Origin of the sequence: Acinetobacter sp. FDAARGOS_494, from assembly GCF_003812225.1 — a bacterium.
GTDB classification, from domain to species: Bacteria; Pseudomonadota; Gammaproteobacteria; order Pseudomonadales; family Moraxellaceae; genus Acinetobacter; species Acinetobacter baumannii.
The window spans coordinates 3439712-3461531 of the sequence record NZ_CP033866.1 but is presented as its reverse complement, the minus strand read 5'-3'; the positions used below and the strand labels follow the sequence as shown (position 1 = coordinate 3461531).

20 protein-coding genes and 1 pseudogene are annotated in these 21820 nt (G+C 38.1%); 8 read left to right on the top strand and 13 right to left on the bottom strand.

Features of this window, described 5'->3' with window-relative positions:
• Nucleotides 1–24: 24 nt before the first annotated feature.
• The 3 genes from EG365_RS16910 to EG365_RS16900 are packed head-to-tail and all read right to left on the bottom strand — an operon-like array spanning nucleotide 25 to nucleotide 2012.
• Complete coding sequence (locus tag EG365_RS16910) at nucleotides 25–807, bottom strand: glutathione S-transferase N-terminal domain-containing protein (protein ID WP_085916949.1); 783 nt, start codon at nucleotides 805–807, stop codon at nucleotides 25–27.
• 20 nt (nucleotides 808–827) lie between these two features.
• On the bottom strand, nucleotides 828–1334 hold the full coding sequence (rraA, locus tag EG365_RS16905) for a ribonuclease E activity regulator RraA (protein ID WP_000108826.1): 507 nt from the start codon (nucleotides 1332–1334) through the stop codon (nucleotides 828–830).
• 12 nt (nucleotides 1335–1346) lie between these two features.
• The gene (locus EG365_RS16900) at nucleotides 1347–2012 is read right to left on the bottom strand and encodes an NAD(P)H-binding protein (protein WP_000156080.1); all 666 of its coding nucleotides are present in this window, start codon (nucleotides 2010–2012) and stop codon (nucleotides 1347–1349) included.
• Between the two features lie 212 nt (nucleotides 2013–2224).
• Here EG365_RS16900 and rpsT point away from each other — a divergent pair, with 212 nt between their 5' ends.
• Nucleotides 2225–2491 carry a 30S ribosomal protein S20 gene (gene rpsT / locus EG365_RS16895; protein WP_000013652.1) on the top strand — a complete coding sequence of 89 codons (267 nt, stop codon included), beginning with the start codon at nucleotides 2225–2227 and terminating at the stop codon, nucleotides 2489–2491.
• 56 nt (nucleotides 2492–2547) lie between these two features.
• On the opposite strand, the gene EG365_RS16890 is transcribed toward rpsT, so the two are convergent.
• Nucleotides 2548–3282, bottom strand: coding sequence for a histidine phosphatase family protein (locus EG365_RS16890; RefSeq protein ID WP_001162376.1), 735 nt, complete (start codon nucleotides 3280–3282; stop codon nucleotides 2548–2550).
• A gap of 57 nt (nucleotides 3283–3339) precedes the next feature.
• Entirely contained in the window at nucleotides 3340–4197 is an 858-nt protein-coding gene (locus EG365_RS16885) for a 3'(2'),5'-bisphosphate nucleotidase CysQ family protein (RefSeq protein WP_000471057.1), read from the bottom strand.
• 309 nt (nucleotides 4198–4506) lie between these two features.
• Here EG365_RS16885 and EG365_RS16880 point away from each other — a divergent pair, with 309 nt between their 5' ends.
• Nucleotides 4507–4875, top strand: a complete 369-nt coding sequence (locus EG365_RS16880; RefSeq protein ID WP_000979740.1) for a hypothetical protein — start codon at nucleotides 4507–4509, stop codon at nucleotides 4873–4875.
• 53 nt (nucleotides 4876–4928) lie between these two features.
• Here the strand turns inward: EG365_RS16880 and EG365_RS16875 are convergent, their stop codons facing one another.
• The 7 genes from EG365_RS16875 to EG365_RS16845 form a co-directional block, all read right to left on the bottom strand.
• A complete protein-coding gene (locus tag EG365_RS16875) occupies nucleotides 4929–5588 on the bottom strand; it encodes an SOS response-associated peptidase family protein (RefSeq protein WP_000332555.1) in 660 nt (219 codons plus the stop codon).
• Between the two features lie 107 nt (nucleotides 5589–5695).
• Nucleotides 5696–7426 carry an ABC transporter ATP-binding protein gene (locus tag EG365_RS16870; RefSeq protein ID WP_001295038.1) on the bottom strand — a complete coding sequence of 577 codons (1731 nt, stop codon included), beginning with the start codon at nucleotides 7424–7426 and terminating at the stop codon, nucleotides 5696–5698.
• A gap of 12 nt (nucleotides 7427–7438) precedes the next feature.
• Nucleotides 7439–8581, bottom strand: coding sequence for an ABC transporter permease (locus EG365_RS16865; RefSeq protein WP_000953840.1), 1143 nt, complete (start codon nucleotides 8579–8581; stop codon nucleotides 7439–7441).
• A 7-nt stretch (nucleotides 8582–8588) separates the two neighbouring features.
• Complete coding sequence (locus tag EG365_RS16860; protein ID WP_000881926.1) at nucleotides 8589–9527, bottom strand: ABC transporter permease; 939 nt, start codon at nucleotides 9525–9527, stop codon at nucleotides 8589–8591.
• 12 nt (nucleotides 9528–9539) lie between these two features.
• Nucleotides 9540–11573 carry a M3 family metallopeptidase gene (locus EG365_RS16855; protein WP_000719393.1) on the bottom strand — a complete coding sequence of 678 codons (2034 nt, stop codon included), beginning with the start codon at nucleotides 11571–11573 and terminating at the stop codon, nucleotides 9540–9542.
• The gene (locus tag EG365_RS16850) at nucleotides 11574–13397 is read right to left on the bottom strand and encodes an ABC transporter substrate-binding protein (RefSeq protein ID WP_085917004.1); all 1824 of its coding nucleotides are present in this window, start codon (nucleotides 13395–13397) and stop codon (nucleotides 11574–11576) included.
• A 15-nt stretch (nucleotides 13398–13412) separates the two neighbouring features.
• Nucleotides 13413–15203: an ABC transporter substrate-binding protein gene (locus tag EG365_RS16845; RefSeq protein ID WP_002000215.1), complete on the bottom strand. Its 1791-nt coding sequence runs from the start codon at nucleotides 15201–15203 to the stop codon at nucleotides 13413–13415.
• A gap of 162 nt (nucleotides 15204–15365) precedes the next feature.
• On the opposite strand from EG365_RS16845, the pseudogene EG365_RS16840 reads away from it, so the two are divergent.
• The 6 genes and pseudogenes from EG365_RS16840 to EG365_RS16815 form a co-directional block, all read left to right on the top strand.
• Nucleotides 15366–15458, top strand: a pseudogene (locus EG365_RS16840) (hypothetical protein); the annotation flags it as partial.
• Nucleotides 15459–15978: 520 nt separating this feature from the next.
• Nucleotides 15979–18648, top strand: coding sequence for a TonB-dependent receptor (locus EG365_RS16835; protein WP_000731490.1), 2670 nt, complete (start codon nucleotides 15979–15981; stop codon nucleotides 18646–18648).
• 109 nt (nucleotides 18649–18757) lie between these two features.
• A complete protein-coding gene (locus tag EG365_RS16830) occupies nucleotides 18758–19474 on the top strand; it encodes an energy transducer TonB (RefSeq protein WP_000525879.1) in 717 nt (238 codons plus the stop codon).
• Between the two features lie 40 nt (nucleotides 19475–19514).
• Nucleotides 19515–20396: a MotA/TolQ/ExbB proton channel family protein gene (locus tag EG365_RS16825; protein WP_001983904.1), complete on the top strand. Its 882-nt coding sequence runs from the start codon at nucleotides 19515–19517 to the stop codon at nucleotides 20394–20396.
• A gap of 15 nt (nucleotides 20397–20411) precedes the next feature.
• Complete coding sequence (locus tag EG365_RS16820) at nucleotides 20412–20834, top strand: ExbD/TolR family protein (protein WP_000525864.1); 423 nt, start codon at nucleotides 20412–20414, stop codon at nucleotides 20832–20834.
• Nucleotides 20835–20853: 19 nt separating this feature from the next.
• Nucleotides 20854–21267 (top strand): ExbD/TolR family protein, encoded by a 414-nt coding sequence (locus EG365_RS16815; RefSeq protein WP_000525673.1) that lies wholly within the window; start codon nucleotides 20854–20856, stop codon nucleotides 21265–21267.
• Nucleotides 21268–21333: 66 nt separating this feature from the next.
• Here the strand turns inward: EG365_RS16815 and EG365_RS16810 are convergent, their stop codons facing one another.
• Complete coding sequence (locus EG365_RS16810) at nucleotides 21334–21783, bottom strand: GNAT family N-acetyltransferase (RefSeq protein ID WP_000609119.1); 450 nt, start codon at nucleotides 21781–21783, stop codon at nucleotides 21334–21336.
• Nucleotides 21784–21820: the final 37 nt, after the last annotated feature.

Here is a 21820-nt window from a genome sequence, read left to right as displayed (position 1 = left end):
TAGCGTGTTTTTCTCATTTATATTTTAACTGCCATATTGTTTTTTTAGGTACTTTACAATTTCCGCAGATTCAAACATTTTAACACCTGTATTTGGGTCCACTAAATAAGGCACTTGCATTTTACCTTGCATGACCGGCAACAATTTTTCTCGCTTTCCCTCTTTTAAAGGTTCATATTTGCCCGGTTTTAACCGAAGAATCGCAGGCCCCATATCTTGCCATCTTTCTTTGGCAACACTATGTAAAATGTAAGGTAGCTCAAGCTCACTTAATACACTTCTTACTACTCTTGAATACGGACTTGCTTCAAAGCTCCATAGTTCAAGTTTATGCTCAGGCGCAGCTCTATTTACTATTTTTTTATTAATCCAGACCCCACGAGCACCATTTAATAATGTTCCGGCAAACGCCAGATATGGCATTTTTGGATAATTTGAAAACTTATCAGGAGTTTGGCCTGTCTTACCATAGTATTTAAATAAATGATGAATAATATCTTGTGATTCGTATAATTTGTCACCTGTATTTTCATCAATAAAAAAAGGAAACTGTAATTTACCGCCAATTTCTTTAACTATGGAGCGATATTTTAATCCACCTTTCGGGCATGGATAAATTTCGACATCCAAATTTAAAAGTGTAATCACTTCACGAACGCGGCGACAAAATGGTGAACCCTCAAATTCATAAAGTTTAAGAGCTCTAACAGGCTGTTTAGGAAATGCTGTACCTGTAACACCTCTACCACCTTCAGCAATTGCAGACGCTAATGCTTGCAGTACTTTAATTTGATGATTCACCATTATGCATTCCTTTAATTGTGGAGCTAGACTAGTTTTTCTTTAGCAATCACAATTCCATTATTATCTGCATAGATAAAATCACCAGATTGAATTGTGACTCCACCAAAATACAAAGGAATATCTACTTCACCAATGCCCTTACGGTTACTTTTTTGCGGAATTGCAGCCAATGCATGTACACCTAAATCTAAGGTTGCAAGTGCATCAACATCACGTACACAGCCATAAATAACCACACCATTCCAGTTATTTTTAACAGCTGATTCCGCAATCATATCTCCCATAAGTGCACAGCGCATTGAAGCACCACCATCCACAACCAATACCTTCCCTGTACCATCTGTAGCCAATAACTCTTTTACACGCGAGTTATCTTCAAAACACTTTACAGTCACAACTTGTCCGCCAAAAGTTTGACGTGCGCCATAACTTTTAAAGAACTTACCGTCCATTGATGGTGTGACCACTTGCAAATCTTTTTCCGGATTGTCATCTAATAAATCACATGTCACAAATGGTACTGTCGACACTTTTATTCTCCCTTATCGAGTTTGTTGTATGCTGAGATTATCATATCGTTTAAAAGCTTCAATTTGCGTTAATGCCGCTACGACCATGGTATGAGCCAATTGCTCTGCCGTGACTGGTTTATATTTGAAAGGCTTATTCCATTTATTTTCAATAAGTTTAAATAGACTTTGTCCTAAATCTTCAATAAAACGCACATCGCTACGCTTACCAATCAATAGAGAAGGTCTAAAAATAGATAATTTTTCGATTCCTAAACTTTGAATATAATCTTCTAACTCTCCTTTTACTTTATTGTAGAAAATTGGCGAATTAGCATTTGCCCCAAGTGCACTAACAATTAAAAAATGAATATGTTTATCTTGGATTAAGTCTGCAAAGTGGGCATTTATCTCATAATCAACTGCATAAAAGCGTTGTTTTGAGCCCGCTATTTTTAAAGTTGTACCTAAGCAACTAAATGCATGAGTATGACCATTCACATCTTCATCATTGAGCAATAAAAAATCGTCTATAACGAGCTGAGTAACTTTCTTATATGTATTAAGTAGTTGTGATTCTTTTCTTACTACAACGGTAATGGCCTCAAATTCTGGTGTTTGCTCAAGTTGTTCAACAAGCGCTAAACCAACGAGTCCTGTAGCACCTACTACAATTGCTTTTTTCGTACTTATAGTCATTTTTTATCCAACCCTCTTTAAGTTTGTATCAAATTTAACCTTTTCTTACGGTTTTAGCAGCCCCTAAAACCGCTTAAAATGCTCTCAAGGCTTGACTTCACGGTATTGATTCATCACAATATGGCACTTGTTTACGGGCTGGTGATGGTTACACCAGTTTACTGGATTGACCACAGCCCGCCCAGACCAACTTATTTTCAAGGAGTGCAAGAGTGGCAAACTCTGCTCAAGCTAAAAAACGTGCGCGCCAAAACGTTAAAGCGCGTAAACACAACGCAAGCTTGCGTTCTATGGTTCGTACTTACATCAAACGTACTTTAAGTGCAATCGCTGGTGGTGATTATGCTGTTGCTACAGAAGCTTACAAAAAAGCTGTTCCTGTAATCGACCGCATGGCTGATAAAGGCATCATCCACAAAAATAAAGCTGCTCGTCATAAGAGCCGTTTAAATGCTCAAGTTAAAGCTTTAGCTAACTAATTGAAGCATGTAAAAAAAGCCCAACAGGGCTTTTTTTATTGTCTATGTTTTTGTGTTTACTGTACTTTATGAAACTCAGAAACATCTAACTCGTAAGTTTTGCCTCTCCAAATCCACTTTAATTTACAATTTGGAAATTCATCACCTTCAAACCATACAAACAGCCCTTCCATCATGGCAGGCCAATCTGCTTTTTGTATCTGATTATTACCCGAAATTACGGCAACTATGGCAGCAATAATTGTGTCATGACTAACAGCTAAACTCAGCCCACTTTTTGTTTTAGGATGAGTCTGATAAATAAGTTCCAACACATCTAAAACCCCAGTAATGGGATGTTTCATACCCGGCAAGGCATTGTTCACAAAACTATTAATAAAACCAAGTGCCCCTTGTTTACGGAAATAAGGCGCCGCCTGTTGAATATCCAGTACAAAGCTACCAGGTTCAACCAACAAACCTTGTTCAACTATTTCAATTGTATGTGTATTCGGCTCAGGGCTCACTCCATCTGCTCCTTCAATCATAAGTGCAGCAGTGTCTACACAACGTTGAATCGGGCTAGAAATGCAATGTTGAATTACACGATCCGTGTTTTTAATTAAATAGCTACCCCATTCCTGAGCAAGCTCACGTCCTTGCGGTGTAAGCTGAAGATCATATCCTGCCAAGCCTTGCCCATCTACCAACTCTCTTAAGGAGTGACGTGTAAAAAGGGTTACAGGGGTCGAAGCATCAGGCAATAAATCAATTGCTTCAAACATGCTTTTAGGCAATAAATCGAGTGCCATTTTTATCTTGTCATCTTTTCTCAATATTTTGCCACTATAGCATGTCTACAATAACTCTCAATCCAAAACACCTGATTGAGCTAAAGCTTCAAATGCTATTTTTTTGCTTTCCTGATCACGAAATGCGATAAAGCCCCCATTTAATACGGTATCACGCTGGTTATATTCAAAGGGCTTACCTGTTAGAGTGAGTAAACCTCCACCTATACTTTCTAATAATCCTTGACCTGAGCTGGTATCCCATTCTGATGTCGGATGAAATCTAGGATAAATATCGATCTCTCCTTCTAACATCATACAAAACTTATAAGCGCTGCCTGCTTCACGTCGAATTACGGTACGAATCTTTTCAATAGGTTCAATGAATTTCTGATATTTCGGATTTTTACTACTATGACTTAAACCAATTTGTACAGGAGCTTGTTTTGAATAAGGTGTTTTTTGATATTGATACCATTGTTGTTGGCTAAAGCTATATTTAAAAGGTAAATCTTTTAAATAACCTAAATAAACAACTTGCTCACATGGCACAACAATCACCGAAAAAATCGTTTCACGCCCTTCAATCAAACTCAAGTTTATCGTGAACTCATCTCGCTCATGTATAAACTCTTTCGTACCATCAAGTGGATCTAGCATCCAGCAAGAAGACCAAGCATGGCGAGCGCTATAGTCACTTTCTTCCGATAAAACCGGTAACTCAGGTGTAATTTCTGCAAGATGCTTTAATAAAAAACGATTTACCTTTAAATCTGCTTGCGTTACAGGTGAATCATCATGTTTTTCTTGAATCGTAAATTCATATCCAGCCGAATAATTTTGATATTCTTGTAATAAGATTTGGCTAGCTTCTTCCAAGATTGGTAGTAACTGTTCAATTAAAGCATCATTGGGGCGAGTTGTTGTTATAAACATAAATAAGCTCTATTTACTTTCCTTTTCATTATAAGTGAATTATGACAAATTCAATATTCACCAACAGTCTAGTATCCTTACAAAAAGACTTAACTTTTTATTAAGAACACTATTATTCCTTCAACAGCTGAATCTTTATATTTTAACTTGATTAGACGCTTATTACTCAAGAGAAAGCTCAGTTAATTTTTGTATAGAAAATATGCTATAACTTATGAAAAATAAACAACTTAAAGTAAATTCAACCATTTCTTTTTCACGCATTTCTTGCTATGTTCAATAGCACAATAACAAAATGGAAGACTAAATATGATGCTATATGGATATCACTTCTCAACAATTGAAAATAACTGGGAAGACTTAACTCCATTAAATGAGTTTTTACAAACATTTGCAGATGATGATGGTGATGTCTCCCAAAGAGATAAAGAATCACTTAAAGAAATTATTGCTAAATCCGATACAGCTTTGGCCTTAGCTAAAGAAATGGGTTGGGATGGCAGTTATACAGGCTGTCCTTATTTATTTTGGTTACCAAGTAAAAATACGCAATCTTTTGAATATGGATTTGTTTTTAAACAAACCTCAGATAACTCAACTTTTGTAATCTCACCGATTGAATTGGCTTATCTGGCGCAAGATGAGCAGGTACAAACTTTAAGTAAGAATATTGATTAAATATCAAAGGTTATTGACTTAAAAATTAAGCCAATAACCTAACTCCAATGCAGTTATTCAAACATACTTAATTGAGGTGTAGGTTTTATAATCTTCTCTTTAGGAACATGTAAACATTCAAATTCCTCAACAGGAAAACCTTCAATAAAACTGGAAATATCTGGTGTCTCTAAACTTAACCATTCATCTAAGCGGTCATGTGGAATCACAATGACTGATCTTTTAACATCACCCGGTTCATGGAAGTCTTTCATCATGGGGTGATCAATCGCATCCATGGTTAACATACTCGCAGAACGGACAATCGTTTCATTCATTTTGCAAATTTCATAGATTGCTGCGATAAAAAAAGCCTGCCCATCTTTACGGCGTACGCCCCACCGCTCAGGTTTATCATTTATATATTTACTCTCATAAAACTCCGTCACGGGTATTACACCGAACTTACATTTAAGAGCAGCTTCTTGAAAACTCGGTTTTTGGAAAATTGTTTCATGACGAGCGTTATAAGTATGTTTTGCTATGTTCGTATCTTCTGCCCATTTAGGAACCAAACCGAACATGACTTCACGCCACTCAAAACCTTGCGGTGATTTGAATAACAATGGCATTGTCCCACCCGGATAAACCTCATCGGCATAGCTAAAGCCGACCACAGGCAACTGAAGTTGCTGCAATTGGGCAAGAGTTAAAGGCTTAAAGTTGGCACACATAGCAGGAATAAAATACTGTACTTTTACATCTCTTATTTTATAAGTATTTATTCTATAAACCAAATAAAAAGGCACTTAAAAGTGCCTTTAACGACATAACTTTACGCTTACGAAACGTGCTGAATCCCTTGTGGAATAGCCTGCAATAGTCGTTTGGTGTAGTCATGTTGCGGATGTGCATAGAGCTCATCCGAGTTGGCGATTTCAACAACTTCACCATGATTCATGACCATAACCTGATCGGAGATATATTTCACAACCGACAAGTCATGTGAAATAAAAATATAACTAAGCCCAAACTCATCTTGTAAGTCTTGTAATAAATTAAGTACTTGTGCCTGAACTGAAACATCTAACGCCGAAACAGATTCATCACAAATTAGAATTTCAGGCTTTAGCGTTAAGCAGCGCGCAATCGCAATACGTTGGCGTTGACCGCCCGAGAACTCATGTGGATATCGATAATAAGCTTGTTCAGGCAGATTCACTCTCTCAAGTAAACCAAGCGCAATTTGCTTACGTTCCGCGTCATCTTTACCAATTCCATGAATTTGCATAGGTTCCAATAAGATCTGCCCAATCGTAAAGCGGGGATTTAGCGAAGCATATGGATTTTGAAAGATGATTTGGATCTTCCTTTGATATTTGGCAAACTCTTTTTCAGTTAAAGAAAGAATATCTTTACCTTCAATTAAAGCCTGTCCCCCCGATGCTTGATGTAAGCGCATGAGCAATAACCCGACAGTCGTTTTACCGGAGCCCGACTCTCCTACCAAACCAAGCGTTTTTCCTTTAGCCAATTTAAAAGAAACGCCTTTTACTGCCTGAAATTCTTCTTTGCCAAACAATCCTTTACGACTATAAAAACTTTTTTTCAGATCTTTTACTTCTAAAATAATGTGCTCATCGCCATTTAAACCACGTTTACGTTCAGGAATTTCTGAAACATCAAAGCTTTGCTCAACCAATATATTGTTTTCTTGTCGCATAAAATCACTGGTTACAGGCAAACGATAAGGTCTTTGTGACATTTGAGGACGACAGTAAAGTAAGGCTCGGGTATATACATCTTTAGGCTGTTCCAAAACTTGTTCAGCGGTACCTTGCTCTCTAATTTCACCATGTCGCATCACAATCACTTGATCTGCAATTTCACCAACCAAAGCCAAATCGTGAGTAATAAAAAGCATCGACATTTGACGGCGCTGACGTAGTGATTCAAGTAAATCAATAATTTGCTTTTGAATGGTAACATCAAGCGCTGTAGTCGGTTCATCGGCAATCAGTAGCTTAGGTTCACAAGCAATTGCCATTGCAATCATGACACGTTGCTGCTGACCACCCGAAAGCTGGTTAGGATAAGCATCAATTTTCGTTTCTGGTGAAGGTATACCGACCTCTTTAAGCAACTCTAAAACACGTTGCCGCGCCTGTTTTCGGCTCATACCCATATGTAAACACAACACTTCTGCAATTTGATTGCCAACCGTAAAAACCGGATTTAATGATGACATCGGTTCCTGAAAAATCATGGCAATATCTTTGCCACAGATTTTTCGCATCTCTGTACGCGATAAGCCAAGCAAGTCTTTACCTTCAAAAATAATCTTACTTTTCTCATCAATCTTGCTTTGACCTACGGGAAGTAAACCCATAGTTGCTAAAGAAGTGACAGACTTACCACTACCCGATTCACCAACCAAAGCTACAGTCGTATTGGTCGGAATATCAAAGGAAATTCCTTTCACAGTTTCGATATATTGTTTATCTTCACCTTTAAAGCTTACACGTAAGTTTTCAATGTGGAGTAATGGGGTCTTTTTTTCTTGTTCTGACATTTGGATTTCCTCTTATTTTAGTTTCGGGTCTAATGCATCGCGTAGCGCATCAGTAAACATTGAAAATGCCGTAACCAAAACCGCCATTGCGACAGAGGCTGCGACAAGCTGCCACCACTTACCTAAAAGAAGTTCACTTTGTGCTTCATTTAACATACTGCCCCAAGACACTACACCTACTGGCACACCGAACCCTAAGAAACTCAAAATCACTTCCGATTTAATAAAAGAAACCACCAAAATAGACATTTGGACCAATGCAATATGGCTGACGTTAGGAAAAATATGAATAAACATACGGCGAAAATGCCCGACACCAATGGCTTTAGCTGCAAGTACATATTCGCGTGCCGTATGTTTCATATATTCAGCACGAATTAACCGATAGACACCTGTCCAGCCTGTTAAGCCTAAAATCAGAACAATAGATAAAATACCCTTTTGTTGTAGTACAGCAGCAATCGCAAGAACTAATAATAAATATGGAATGGAAGTAAAAATATTATAAAACCAGTTGAGAATATCATCGACCCAACCACCAAAATAACCTGAAATTGCTCCTAAAAGCGTTCCTAATGTGACTGCCAGTAAGGCAGAAACAAGCCCTACAATAATTGAAGTTTCAGCGCCTTTAATGGTTTTTTTAAGGACATCTTGTCCCCATTTGTCAGCACCAAAAATTAGGGTACTTTTTAGTTCACTTTGCTGATCAAGTAAATGTCCACCGAGTTGCTGATCAATTGCTTTCATATCATCAGCTAATGGATCAACTACACCATAATAATCAATTGCACTTCCAGAGCTCTTTTCTTGTTTGATTTCGGCCTTAAGTTGGTGAATTACATCTTTTAAGGGATCGACTGGATTTTCCGGTAATTCCTCATCTACAGCGGCTGTACTTTTCAAAGCTTCCGTTGTCTTATCTGCACCTATAAATGTAGGAGGCGCATAACTGACAGCAACTTCTTTATTCCAATCAGATGCAATCACACCCGTTAGAGATAGTATTAATACGATCAAATAGAACAACACAACAATGAGCGATGCCATTGCAATTTTATCGGCCCGGAGACGACGCATGGCAAGTCGCCATAGCCCCGCTGAAGCAGGAGCGGTCTGGGTTTCTAACTTTCTTTTTGATAAAACACTCAGCATAACCCACCTACTTCAACTGTACACGTGGATCAACCACTTTGTAGACCAAGTCCGCAATCAAATTAAAAATCATGGTTGCAGCTGCAATATATACAGTAATGGCTTTGATGACAGGAAAATCACTACGCTCTACAGCAATAATCACTTCACGACCAATACCGGGAATACCAAAAAAGCGTTCAATTAAAAATGCACCTATCAATAATGCCGGTAAATTTGACATCACATCAGTAATAATCGGAATTGAGGCATTACGTAGAACATGCACACTTAAAATTCGGCTTTCCCCTACACCTTTAGCACGTGCGGTTCTCACATAATCCTGATTTACTTCATCAAGCACAAAGCTACGATATAAACGTAAAGTAGGTGCAATACTCACCACCAGCATGATTAGAATTGGTAGTAAGGAAAACTTAAATAAATTTTCGGTAAAACTATCGCTCCATCCCTGTACTGGAAACCAGCTCAGTTGATAAGCCAGAACATATTGAAAAACAATAATGTAAACCAAAATACTAATCGACATCCCGATGGTACATAACATCATGACCATACGATCAGTTAGAGAGCCACGTACCGCCGCTACAGCCAATGCTAAAATAATTGAAATAACTGTTTGTAAAATGGTGAGTGGAATTAAAAGTGTGAGCGACGGTCCTAATCGGGTTAAGATAATTTGTGAAACGGATTCACCTGTGCTCCAACTTGCGCCATAGTCAAAAGTAAGAATTTGCTTAATAAAAATCCAAAGTTGAACATAATAAGGTTGATCAACACCTAACTGTTTACGGATATTTTCAATCTGCTCAGGGTTAGACATCTTACCTGCCAAAATATAGGCAGGATCTCCACCGACCCAATTAAATAAGATAAAAATAAGCAGCACTACTCCCAACATGGTCGGAATCATCTGCCATAAACGCCGAATAACATATGCCAGCATAGTGATAATTCCTTATTTAACCCGTTGTCCGGTAATTTCGTTAAAGAATGCTTTATTGTCAGGATCACGACCAAGGAAATCTTTAACCAATTCAGCTGCCGGTTTTTGGCTACCCTGCGATAAAATCGTCTGACGATAACGTTGTCCCACTTGTGGGTTGTTCAGGTTGTCACCATAAGCAGAAAGCATGTCTAGCGCTAAAACCTCAGACCACATATAACCGTAATAACCTGCCTGATAACCACCCATTAAATGCCCGAATTGCCCAGGGAATTCAGTTGTTGGCACATATCCTAAGGCTGTAGCAGCTTCCATTTTTTGCCAAGTTTCTAAAGGTTTTACTTTTAAGGCATCTGCCGTATGAAGTGCCATGTCATACTGTGCATAAAGCGTCTGACGTGCATAACGCAAGCCACGGCCATAGTTATGTACTGCTTTTAAACGGGCAATTAACTCATCGTCAACACGTGGACAAGCTGGATCGCAATAATCGGCCACTTTAGATAAGGTTTCTTTACGGCGTGCCCACTCTTCATACATTTGAGAAGGTGCTTCTACAAAATCACGCTCGACAGAAGTTCCGGACTGACTTGCATAGCGTGTGTTTGATAAGATGCCATGTAAAGCATGACCGAACTCATGTACAAAAGTTTCAAGCTCATCACTATTTAAACCTTTACGGTTAAAGTTGGTCACCAATACTGAAATCGGTAATCGGTTGGTTAAAGTGCTGCCACCATATACTCCCCAAACTGCTGCATGGCCATATTTCCCTTCACGGGGGAATTTATCCATATATAAGCCACCAAGGAGTTTTCCTGTCTTTTTATCAACTACATCGTAATATTCAACTTCATCCTGCCATGCTTTAACTTTGACAGGTTTAAAATCAATACCGTAAAGATCAGATGAAATAGCAAATAACCATTTTTGTGCGGCTAAAGTCGGAAAATAATCACGAAGCTTTTCCTGATCAATTTGATATTTACTCTTACGAAGTTTTTCGCTCCAGTAAGCTTCACTCCAACGCGTTATCTCGGTTTTGTCTAACGGCGTCTTTAAGGTTTGTGCTTTAAATGCACGAAGCTCTTCTACTTCTTTACGTTCAAGTGGTGCTACCGTTTTTTGTACTTCTGCCAAAAACTTGTTTACAGTCTCTGGTGTTTTTGCCATTCGGTCTTTTAAAGCCCAATCTGCATAACTCGCTTTTCCAAATAACTGTGCAAGTTCATAACGTAAATCTATTGCCTGTTTGAGTAGTTTTAAATTTTGTTTAGTCCCACGTCGCGTAAAAGCGATTTGATATCTTTTTCGGGCATCATCATTATCCGCTAGCTCCATAAATGGACGATATTCCGGATACTCAAAACCTAATAGATAATTTCCTTTCGTATTTTTCTTTAACCCCGAAATATAACTTTCCGGTAAGCCTTTCATCTCTTCAGGAGTAAATTCAAGTTTTTCCGGGTTATCACGAATATTACGGTTATATTCTTGTTCAAGTTTAGTCAACTCATCCAGAATAGCCTTCATTCTTGCGCGTTTTGCTGGTTCTAACTGAACCCCTGTGTCTTCAAATTGATCCAGAATATCTTGACGGTATTTCTGGTCAATCGGATCATTTGCTTTTGTATTTTTAATTACGTTATACAGTTTTGAATTTTGGAATATATCCGTATGAAACTGATTAATTTTGATTTCGCAGTCTTCTGCTGCCTTACGTAATTTCGCATCTGGGTCTACATTACTATATAGACCTATGGGCCCCGAAAAATCTTCAAGATGAGCAAAAATTTTATCCCACTTGGCTAATATGGGAGCAGCGGCAGCATCGTTTTTAACAGGCGTTTTTTCAAAACTAGAAATCTCTTGCTGAATTTTTTTTAAATTAGAATCACACCATGCTGGGAGTTGCTCTGCTTTGAGTAATGGTAATGTCGCACGCGTCGCTTCAGCCGATGCAAATTGACTTATACCTATGGTCAACATACATAATGTAGTCATTTTCAGTGTATTATTTTTCATCGTATCTCCAATTTTTTTCATTTAATGATTAGATTTCGTATTTGTATCAATATCGAAGTACATCCATTCAGCATGTAAAATCGGATGCTTCTTATATCCAATAATTCGTGGTTGGGCCAACATATTGCGATAGCGTGCATAAGACATTTGCACAGGCATATAAACCTCTAACAAGCGCGTCATTTTTCGATATAACGCATCTCTTTCTGGGCCTGGCTTCACTTGTTGAGACTGGCGGTACAACTCATCAAACTCTGGTATCGAACCACAAGACCAGTTAGTCATATGAGTATTTGGGCCATAAAAATTCTGCATAAAATTATCCCCATCTGGATAATCAGCTATCCATGCAGAAGAACCAAACATTCCCTCACATTGTTTCTGTGATCGAAGTAAGTCTGAAAAAAGCATTGGCTTATACACCATGCGAATATGTAGGCTATCGAAGTTTTTCTTCCAAAGTTCAGCACTTTGTTGGCCAATACTGTCATTGCGCGCTTTATATTCGACCACGAGCGGCTTGCCGTTTGGTTGTGTACGCCAACCAGAAGCATCTTTTTTGTAGTGATATCGATCCAACAGCAGATTGGCTGCTTTTACTGAATATGGTGTACTGCTTCTATACTGTGGGTCATATCCCACTACACCAGGTGGAACTGGGAAATGAAGACGTTCTGCATCACTATTCCTTACCAATTTAATCTCTTGATCTATTGAACGGGACATCGCAATAGCACGGCGTAAGGCAATTTTTTCTTTACTCATTCCTCCAACAACGGGATCTTTGAGATTCCAATAGATATAACTAATTTCTGGATCAACAATACGAGATAATTGCACGCCTTCTTTTGCAAGCTCGGGTCTTAATTTACCGTCTTTAATCGCTTTTGAAACTAATTGCCCTTCAAGCTGAATGATATCTACCTCACCACGCTGGAATGCTAACCATCGTGACTGGTTTTCTTCCATGACTTGAATATCAATTGTGCCGATTTGAGGCATTTGTTTACCTTTAAGGCGCTTTACAATTGCTTCATCCCCGGGGCTACTGGCATTAAAGTTCCAGGTAAAACCTCGATATTCAGGATTTGCTTTTAAAACAATACGTGAGGCAGGTATCCACTTACTGAGCATATAAGGTCCGGTTCCTACCGGATGCCCCATAACAAAACCAGCTTTATCTTTATATTTCTCGATGACTTCGCGTGCCACCGCACCTGTCGGATCATGGGCCAGTAATAAAGGAAAGTTATAGTCTGGTTTTACTAACCGAATCACCAAAGTGTACTTATCAGGTGTTTGTAAACCACTTACATTTTGATCGTAATTAAATTTTCCGGATTTATTGGCTGCTTTGACTAAAGCATTCATACCTTCAATTTTATCTTCCAATAACCAACTATTGGGTGAGCGTAAATTTGGGTCCAATAACCGCTTAAAAGAATATGCATAATCGTAAGCTGTTAACTCCCTAGGTTTACCTTTAAACGCTGGGTCGGGCGTAAAGTAAATACCCTTCTTAATGTGAATGGTATAAGTCAGACCATCTGCACTCACTTCTGGCATAGCCGTAGCCACGTGTGGGATTAATTTTGCTGGTCTTGCCAAATAGTCATAGGTATATAAAGTTTCAAATATAGATGTGAGTACATGCGCTGAATATAAGTCATGTACATAAGCTGGGTCGAAGCCTGTTTCAGCTGTTGGGAATACATAACGCAAAACTTTATTTGGATCGGCTGGGCTTTTCGCAAAAATAGATATAGAACCCGTTAAAGCCATTCCGGCAAAGAATAGGCCGACACTACAGTGCTTAAGCTTTTGTTTTAAATTTTCGGTCATGATGATCTTTATCTAAAATTATTTTTTAATAGAGGTAATATCAAGATATTGCCAGTTTGTATTCATCATTGGGTGAGCTTTAAACCCCTGAACTTGAGGCTGTATCAACCAATTACGAATTCGTGTTACATGAATAATCCAAGGATTATCAGCTTCTATCTGACGGTTAAGTTTTTCGTAATATGGGAGCCGTTGTTGAGGTGGTAAATGAATGGCCTGAGTATAAAGAGCATCATATGTTTTAGACTGATAACAAGCATGGTTTCCCTGCCCAGCATTTGGTCCATATAATAATTGTGCAAAATTATCTCCTTCAGGATAGTCAGCAATCCATGCACCGCTCCAGATCATATATTTACATTGAGTAGCGGCTTTTAAGTTATCTGCAAAGTTACTTACCTTAAAGTCAGCTCGAATGCCAATCGCATCTAAATTTTTTTTCCAGAGTTCTGAATGAATAACCGATGCTGAGCTATTTTCTGTATTGATTTTTAAAATTAAAGGTTTGCCATTTGGTAAGGTCCGATAGCCATCAGCCGCTTTTTTATAACCATAATAATCAAGTAGTTTATTTGCTAACAGCGGATTATATCCTACGCTACTTTTATATTTAGGGTTATATCCGTTTACACCTTCAGGTATAAACATTTGTGATCTAACAGCCTGACTTTTATAAGCTTGTTGTATGCTTTCTTTTTGATTGTATGACAGAGTAATTGCTCTACGAAGCGCTATTTTTTCTGGGCTAAAACCACCGATCACTGGATCCCGCATATTCATCATAGTATAGGTAATCTCAGGATCCTTATTTGGATAGTGCTTAATTCCTCTCTTCTTAAAAGAAGCTTTAAGCTGATTTCCATCTAAAGCTTGAGGAACAGCATTCGCTGTGAGTTTATCAAAGTCTAGTTGTCCAGACTGAAAAGCTAACCATCGTGACTGCTCTTCTTCAATAATACTGACCACCACCTTGCCAACTTGTGGCATTTTCTTTCCAGACATTTCCTTAACAAGTTGGTTATCCCAAGGTGTTCCTGTTGACTTAAAATTCCAGACAAAACCACGATAATCAGGATTAGCAACTAACTCGACCTTACTTCTCGGTACATATTTACTTAACATATAAGGACCAGTACCTACGGGATGCATACCAATACGGTCACCGTAATAGTCAACAACCTCTTTAGCAACAGCACCAAAAGTAATATAGGCAAGAATATAAGGAAAATTAAAGTCTTGGCGAGTCAAAGTAAATTGTAGAGTATATCGATCAAGAGCTTTAACTCCAGCAATCGGAGCAGCATAATCAAATTTTCCAGTTTTCTTTGCTTGAGCTACAACCGTATCGGCACCTTGTAACTTACCATCAATAAAAGAAACAGAAGGCGCTCTATTTTTAGGGTCTAAAATACGTTTAATTGTATAGACGTAGTCTTCAGCCACTAACTCACGGCGTTTACCTTTAAAAGCTGGATCATTGGTAAAATAGATACCCGGCTTAATTTTAAATATATAAACTTTACCGTCTTGTTCCACTTTGGGCAGGCTTTCTACAGTATTGGGAACTAACTGTAATGGACGTGCTAAATAGTCATATTTGAGTAAAGGCTCAAAAATTGCCTCAGCAATATTAGCGCTATAGAAATTGGTGGTTTTAACCATATCGAAGCCATCATCTGGGGCCTCATAGGCAACATGCAAAATTTTGTTTGGTTGCGCTGTCGTAATTGCGTAAGCACAAGGAACTGATGTAATAGCCAGACTTAAAATGGCGAGCTTAAAAAATTTTAATTTCAAGTTCATACCCACGTAATTAGTTTTTTTAAAAGATATTATCCTTTTGAGTAACATCTAAATCTGCATAAGAAAAGTTCTTTTTCAACAGATAGGCCTATTTAGGATTTAAAATTTGCTTTCCTTTATGCTCTTTCGATTTGATCAAATGGAAAAATAAACTCAAATACCTAGTGTTTTGTAACCATTGAATATAAAGCGAATTTCATGCCATTTATTAATATCCATCTTAAAATATTTAAAAATATTAAAAATTCATATTTTTATTAGATACTTAAAAACGTTTGAACTATATAAATAAAAGTAACTTTCTGCCAAATATTATATTCATATAAGTTAATCATATAACATCTTAAATGCACAAATAAAATACATTAAAAATTAATTATGATCCACATTAGATCAAGCCTAACTTACAGATACTTTTAAAACAATCTATTGATTAATAATAAAAATATAATTTAACCATGTAGTGATAAATATTATAACATTACATATTAAAAGGCTCTAAAACGATACATTTTTATTTAATAAGCATGTGAAGAGTCCAGTAATGTATATTTTTTATACAAATAAATTTGAAACTTTTCGCCAACATCAAAAAATTTTCCAAATGGAAAATTTATTTTTATATCAAAAAAGCTAAAGCATCATACTCAAGCATAATAAAATCAATATTTATCAATATTTTGCATAAACTAAAAAAAGAAAAATATATAGTTGGCACTTGCTTTGCTTAAAAACTTTCCAGCAATATCGCTAACGACAACAAAAAGGGATCAAGTCCACGATGAAAAAAAAATACAATGTTCGATCTCAGGCAACCCCCAAGATTGGCAAAACAATTCTTAAATTAAGCACCCTTAGTTTAAGCATGATGTGTCTTACCATGGCACAAGCAGCAGAAACGGAACAATCAAGTACCGATGAAAAACCAACAAAAGTCGTAAAAGTTGCCGTTACAGGTTCTTCAATTAAAGGGGTTGCGGCACAAAGTGCTTCGCCAATTACCGTGGTGAAAGTTGATGAAATCTTAAAACAAGGGGTAACAACAACTGAAGAGGCTTTGGCAAAGATCAGCGCAAACCAGTCTAATTTTGTTACTGCCAGCAACGTAGGTACAAGTAAAACAGCTGGCTCGGCAGCAAACCTTAGAGCCTTGGGTGCCAATAAGACACTTGTTTTACTTAATGGCCGTCGATTAGCTGCAAATGCATATGACAGTGGCGTTACCAACTTAAATATTATTCCACTCGCAATGTTAGACCGTATTGAGGTTTTACGAGATGGCGCCTCTTCCATTTATGGTACCGATGCAATTGGCGGGGTAATTAACTTCATTACTAAAAAGCAGTTTACAGGACTTAATCTGACTGCCGGCTATCAAAAACCAGAACAAAAAGGCGGCGAGCAGCAAGACTACAGCATTTTTGGGGGTTTTGGTGATTTAGACGAAAATGGCTATAACGTTTTTGGTGTTGTGGACTATCGCAAAGGCGATGATGTCATGGCCAAAGACCGTAAAGTTAGTCGGCGTGGAGGAATATTACCCGAATTAGGTGTCAATAGAACCAGTAGTGGTTCATTCCCTGCCAATGTCCCAGGTTTAGGTAACCCTTACGCATCCACTGGTTGTGGTAATAATCCTCTTAATAGTAACGATGATGGAACTTGTCGATACAACAGCCAAGCCGTGATTGGAATTGTTCCTAAAACAGAAGACATCTCAGCTATGGGCCGAGCAACTTTTAAATTAAATGATAATTTTAACGCGATTGCAGAATATTTATATGCAAGAAGTGAAGTCACTACTTCAGTTGCACCAGATGTTTTTTTTGATCTGACGCTTGACCCTAGTAGTAAATATTATCCAGGTAAAGGTATCACTCCAGCTTTAGCTGGCGCTACGGGAACTATCCCTCTATATCTACGTTCACAATCGGGTAATCGTGTAAGTAATAGTATTAACCAATCACATAGATTATTTGCGGGTATCGAGGGTGAAACTCATGGTTGGGATATTAACTCCGGGGTTACCTATGCTCATAGTAGTGCATCGGATGCTATCGTAAGTGGCTATTTAAATTTTGATAAAACACAAGAAGCTTTAAACAATGGTATTTTAAACCCATTCGGACCACAAAACCCTGAAGATGCCAATGTATGGAATGAGTTAGGAGTTGAAGGTAAATACTTAAAAGCTAACCTAGATACAACTACTGTCGATTTCACGGCAAGCCGACCTATATTTAAATTACCAGCTGGAGACGTGGCTTTTGCAGTTGGAGCAAGCTATCGTTATGAAGATTGGACTTCAAAAGTCGTTACTGATGTTGCCCGAGTGGCACCTAGCACAGGTGTTGATCCTGATGAGCCAGTAAATACTGGCGATCGTAATATTAAATCGGTATTTACCGAATTTCATATCCCCCTTCATAAAACTTTAGAAGCTCAAATCGCTGCTCGTTATGATGACTACAACGATTTTGGTGATACTTTTAATCCGAAATTTGCACTTCGTTGGGAACCTATTAAACAGTTAATGTTCCGTACAACTTATAGCACAGGTTTCAGAGCACCAACACTTTGGGAAGTTAATGGTGCAAATTCGATAACTAATACAGGTGCATCATATAATGATCCTGTGCTTTGCCCTGGTGGAGTTGTACAATCAGGAGGAAAAAAAGAACGCGATTGTAATATGCAATTCGACAGACAAAATGGAGGTAATAAAACTCTAGATCCAGAAGAATCAAAATCTTTTACCGCTGGCTTAGTGTTTGAACCAATTAAAAATTTAGCTTTTACTCTCGATTACTTCAATATCGAAGTCGACAAGCAAATTGCTACACTTTCAGAAACTGCTATTTTTAATGACCCAGTGAAATATGCAGACAAATTTGTACGTAATCCTGATGGCTCATTAGATTATATTATTACAACCCAACAAAATTTAGGTGGAATTAAAACTTCTGGTTTTGACGTCGGCTTAAGTTGGGTTTCTCCAATGACTGCTACAGGTCGATTCGGTTTCAATATTGATGGTACATATATAACAGATTACAAATATCAAGCCGAACCAAATGGAGAATGGATAGGTGTTGCAGGGTCATATAGCGGCTTAGACTATCAATCCATTATTCTGCGGTGGAAACATACTGCAAACCTAAATTGGAATTATGAAAACTGGGCTTTAAACCTACAACAAAACTTCTCTCGTGGGTACCAAGATCAAAACTCTAACGGCCAAAACCATAGAGTCAGCGACTATACAACATACAATATTTCAGGCACTTATAAAGGCTTTAAAAATCTAGAAGTTACAGCAGGTATTAAGAATATCTTTGATGAAGACCCTCCTGCTTCTAATGTAATTGATAACTTCCAAATGGGGTATGACCCACGTTACGCAGATCCTTTAGGACGTACTTACTTTGTACGAGGTACATATAAGTTCTAAATGGTAGTTCTGCAAATGTAGCTCACAACAGTTAGTTTGCAGAACAAATACTCATTCTTAGCCAAACAGTCATTTTAAAAATTGTTTGTCTACAGTTTCAGGAGTAACTATGGGCATGACTTTTACAGACATAGAAAATAAATCTGCCAAACGCCTAATTGGTATTGCTGCAGTCATTTTTCTGCATCTTCTTGTTGCCTATATTCTGATGTCAGGTTTAGCAAACAATATTCAAAAACCAGCAGAAAAACCTGTGGAATTACAAATTATTCAGGATATTAAGCCACCTCCTCCACCAAAGCCGGAAGAGCCGAAACCAAAGGAAAAACCACCTGAGCCACCAAAAATGGTCGAAAAAGTTGCCAAGGTTCCTGAGCCACCAAAAGAAGTAGAGAAAGTAGCAACACCAGTACAAAAAACGACGCCAGTAGCTCAACCGACTAAAGTCGCTACTCCGGCTCCTGCTGCACCTAGTACTCCTTCTCCGAGCCCTGTTGCTGCACCCGCTCCAGTGGCGGCGGCTGCACCAGCACCTAAACCCGCTGGTGTAACTCGTGGTGTTTCAGAAGGCTCTGCGGGCTGTGAAAAACCGGAATATCCACGCGAAGCACTCATGAACGAAGAGCAAGGAACGGTGCGTATACGTGTTTTGGTTGATACATCCGGCAAAGTCATTGATGCCAAAGTAAAAAAATCGAGTGGCAGCAAAATTTTAGATAAAGCAGCAACTAAAGCCTACAGCTTATGTACGTTCAAACCAGCAATGAAAGATGGCGTGCCTCAGCAAGACTGGTATGAAATTGAATATCCATTCGTAATTGAATAAACAATTGAATTAGCAAGAAATTAAAAAATATTGGAGATATATGATGAAAAAATCAACTCAACCACTAGTACATTTCGCTTCTGCAAGTTTAATCGCAGCTTGCTCGTTACTTCCATTAAGCTCAGTTTTCGCAGAAGAAACGAACAATGCTCCTGTGGCAACAGCAACTACTGAAGCTACTTCAAATACAAGTACTCCAACTCCACCACCAAAGCCTGCAACAAGTGAAACTGTTAAAAATCCATATGGTCTAGAAGCCCTTTGGCGTGAAGGTGACTTAGTCGCTAAGTCTACCTTGTTTATTTTAGTACTCATGTCGATTGGTACTTGGTACATCATCATCTCTAAATTATTACAACAAGGTAAAGTCAAACGCCAAGGTAAAGAAGCTGAAAAACATTTCTGGGAGGCAACTTCGCTTGATAATGCTGCAGAAGGTTTAGAACAAAGTAGCGCGTACCGTTTTATTGCAGAAAAAGGCATTAACTCGACTAAATCACACGGCGGCTCACTACTTGAACGCATTGACTTTAATACTTGGGTGAGCATTTCAATACAACGTGCTATCGAAAAAGTACAAAACCATTTAGGCGGAGGTCTCGCTTTTTTAGCAACAGTTGGCTCTACAGCACCTTTCGTAGGTCTTTTCGGAACAGTATGGGGAATCTATCACGCTTTAACTGCAATCGGGATTTCAGGTCAGGCATCTATTGATAAAGTTGCAGGCCCAGTTGGTGAAGCTCTCATTATGACAGCTATTGGTCTTGCGGTCGCAGTACCTGCTGTACTGGGTTACAACTGGTTGACTCGTCGCAATAAAGCAGTGATGGAAAATGTTCGTTCATTTGGTTCAGATTTACATGCAGTTTTATTAAGCGGAGAAATTAATACCAACAATTCAATTAATCGCAGCATTAAATAATCAGGAGCAGACATTATGGGTATGAGTGTTGGTTCTGAAGATGATGAAGAAATGATTGGAACGATTAACACGACACCTCTCGTAGATGTCATGTTGGTTTTACTTATTATTTTTCTTATTACTATTCCGGTAGTTACACATACAGTTCCGGTGAAACTACCAGAAGAAAAAAATACTCCGTACGCGACCACGCCTGAAAATATTCAACTTTCAGTTAATAAGAAAGGCGATATTTTCTGGAACGAGAGTTATGTACCGAATAAAGAAATATTGTTAGCAAAATTACAAGCTGTGGCACAAAAAAGACCGCAGCCGGAAGTACATATTCGAGGAGATCAGCTTACCCATTTTGAAGCGATAGATCAGGTCATTAGTACGACCAAACAAGCTGGTATTGGCAAAATTGCCTTTGTTACTACCCCTCCAGCTTCCCCGTAATGATTTTAAGGAGAATTTTATGGGTATGAATGTTGGCTCAAATAATGATGACGATGTAATGCTAGAGGTGAACATGACACCGCTTATTGATGTCATGCTGGTACTCATCATTATGTTTATTATTACTATACCTGCACCAAACAATGCGATTAATATTAATTTGCCAAATGGCACACCGCCACCAACAAATGAAAAGCCACCTGAAGTCATTGATGTAAGAATTGATGCAGCAGGCAAAGTATTTTGGAATAACCAACAGGTTTCTGACCGCAAGGCACTAGAGACTTTATTTCAAGGTGTTGTCGCCCAAAAAGATCAAGACCAAATCAAACTTAAACCAGACCAAATGGCTGAATATAAAAATGTAGCGATGGTCATGGCTACGGCACAGCGTTTAGGTGTAACTAAAATTGGGATTGTGAGTAGTAATTAATATCGCTTTTAACTTTAGTTAATTCCATTTCCTTCAACGCTAACTTGAATTCTCAGTTAGCGTTTTTTAAAAAGAAATACCCAACTCTAAAATAATATCACCACATTCATCATATTCCCCAGTTTCTATAAAATTCATTTTTTTATAAAGTTTTCCAGCAATATTATTAGAAGATTTATACATCGTTCGGATTCGTTTAGCCCCTTTTGAAGTCATTTCATCAATTGCCATTTGCAACGCTAAGGTACCATAACCTTTAGCTTGATGATCTTTGCCAATCATAAATCGAAACAACCAAAATAATGTCTCATCAGGGGGATCAATTTCCACACAATACATTAAGAACCCAACCACCTCATCATTAAAACAGATCACTCTTGGGCAATAGTGTTCCTCAACTTTAGACTCAGCAATAGAATATACATTTGGTGCGACATAGTCCTTTTGAGATTCATCTAATAATAATTTTGCGCATAGAAGCCAATTCTCACGATCAAGATTTTTTAAGTTAATCAAACTTGAAATCCTTTATTTATAAATTCACGCCTTATCT

What these genes read in the sequence shown, in the direction of transcription:
- EG365_RS16890 (WP_001162376.1), bottom strand. Translation starts at nt 3,282, where the DNA reads ATGGCACTCGATTTATTGCCTAAAAGCATGTTTGAAGCAATTGATTTA.
- EG365_RS16830 (WP_000525879.1), top strand. Translation starts at nt 18,758, where the DNA reads ATGGGCATGACTTTTACAGACATAGAAAATAAATCTGCCAAACGCCTA.
- EG365_RS16865 (WP_000953840.1), bottom strand. Translation starts at nt 8,581, where the DNA reads ATGCTGAGTGTTTTATCAAAAAGAAAGTTAGAAACCCAGACCGCTCCT.
- EG365_RS16815 (WP_000525673.1), top strand. Translation starts at nt 20,854, where the DNA reads ATGGGTATGAATGTTGGCTCAAATAATGATGACGATGTAATGCTAGAG.
- EG365_RS16835 (WP_000731490.1), top strand. Translation starts at nt 15,979, where the DNA reads ATGAAAAAAAAATACAATGTTCGATCTCAGGCAACCCCCAAGATTGGC.
- EG365_RS16870 (WP_001295038.1), bottom strand. Translation starts at nt 7,426, where the DNA reads ATGTCAGAACAAGAAAAAAAGACCCCATTACTCCACATTGAAAACTTA.
- EG365_RS16860 (WP_000881926.1), bottom strand. Translation starts at nt 9,527, where the DNA reads ATGCTGGCATATGTTATTCGGCGTTTATGGCAGATGATTCCGACCATG.
- EG365_RS16880 (WP_000979740.1), top strand. Translation starts at nt 4,507, where the DNA reads ATGATGCTATATGGATATCACTTCTCAACAATTGAAAATAACTGGGAA.
- EG365_RS16855 (WP_000719393.1), bottom strand. Translation starts at nt 11,573, where the DNA reads ATGAAAAAAATTGGAGATACGATGAAAAATAATACACTGAAAATGACT.
- EG365_RS16885 (WP_000471057.1), bottom strand. Translation starts at nt 4,197, where the DNA reads ATGTTTATAACAACAACTCGCCCCAATGATGCTTTAATTGAACAGTTA.
- EG365_RS16900 (WP_000156080.1), bottom strand. Translation starts at nt 2,012, where the DNA reads ATGACTATAAGTACGAAAAAAGCAATTGTAGTAGGTGCTACAGGACTC.
- EG365_RS16820 (WP_000525864.1), top strand. Translation starts at nt 20,412, where the DNA reads ATGGGTATGAGTGTTGGTTCTGAAGATGATGAAGAAATGATTGGAACG.
- EG365_RS16825 (WP_001983904.1), top strand. Translation starts at nt 19,515, where the DNA reads ATGATGAAAAAATCAACTCAACCACTAGTACATTTCGCTTCTGCAAGT.
- EG365_RS16875 (WP_000332555.1), bottom strand. Translation starts at nt 5,588, where the DNA reads ATGTGTGCCAACTTTAAGCCTTTAACTCTTGCCCAATTGCAGCAACTT.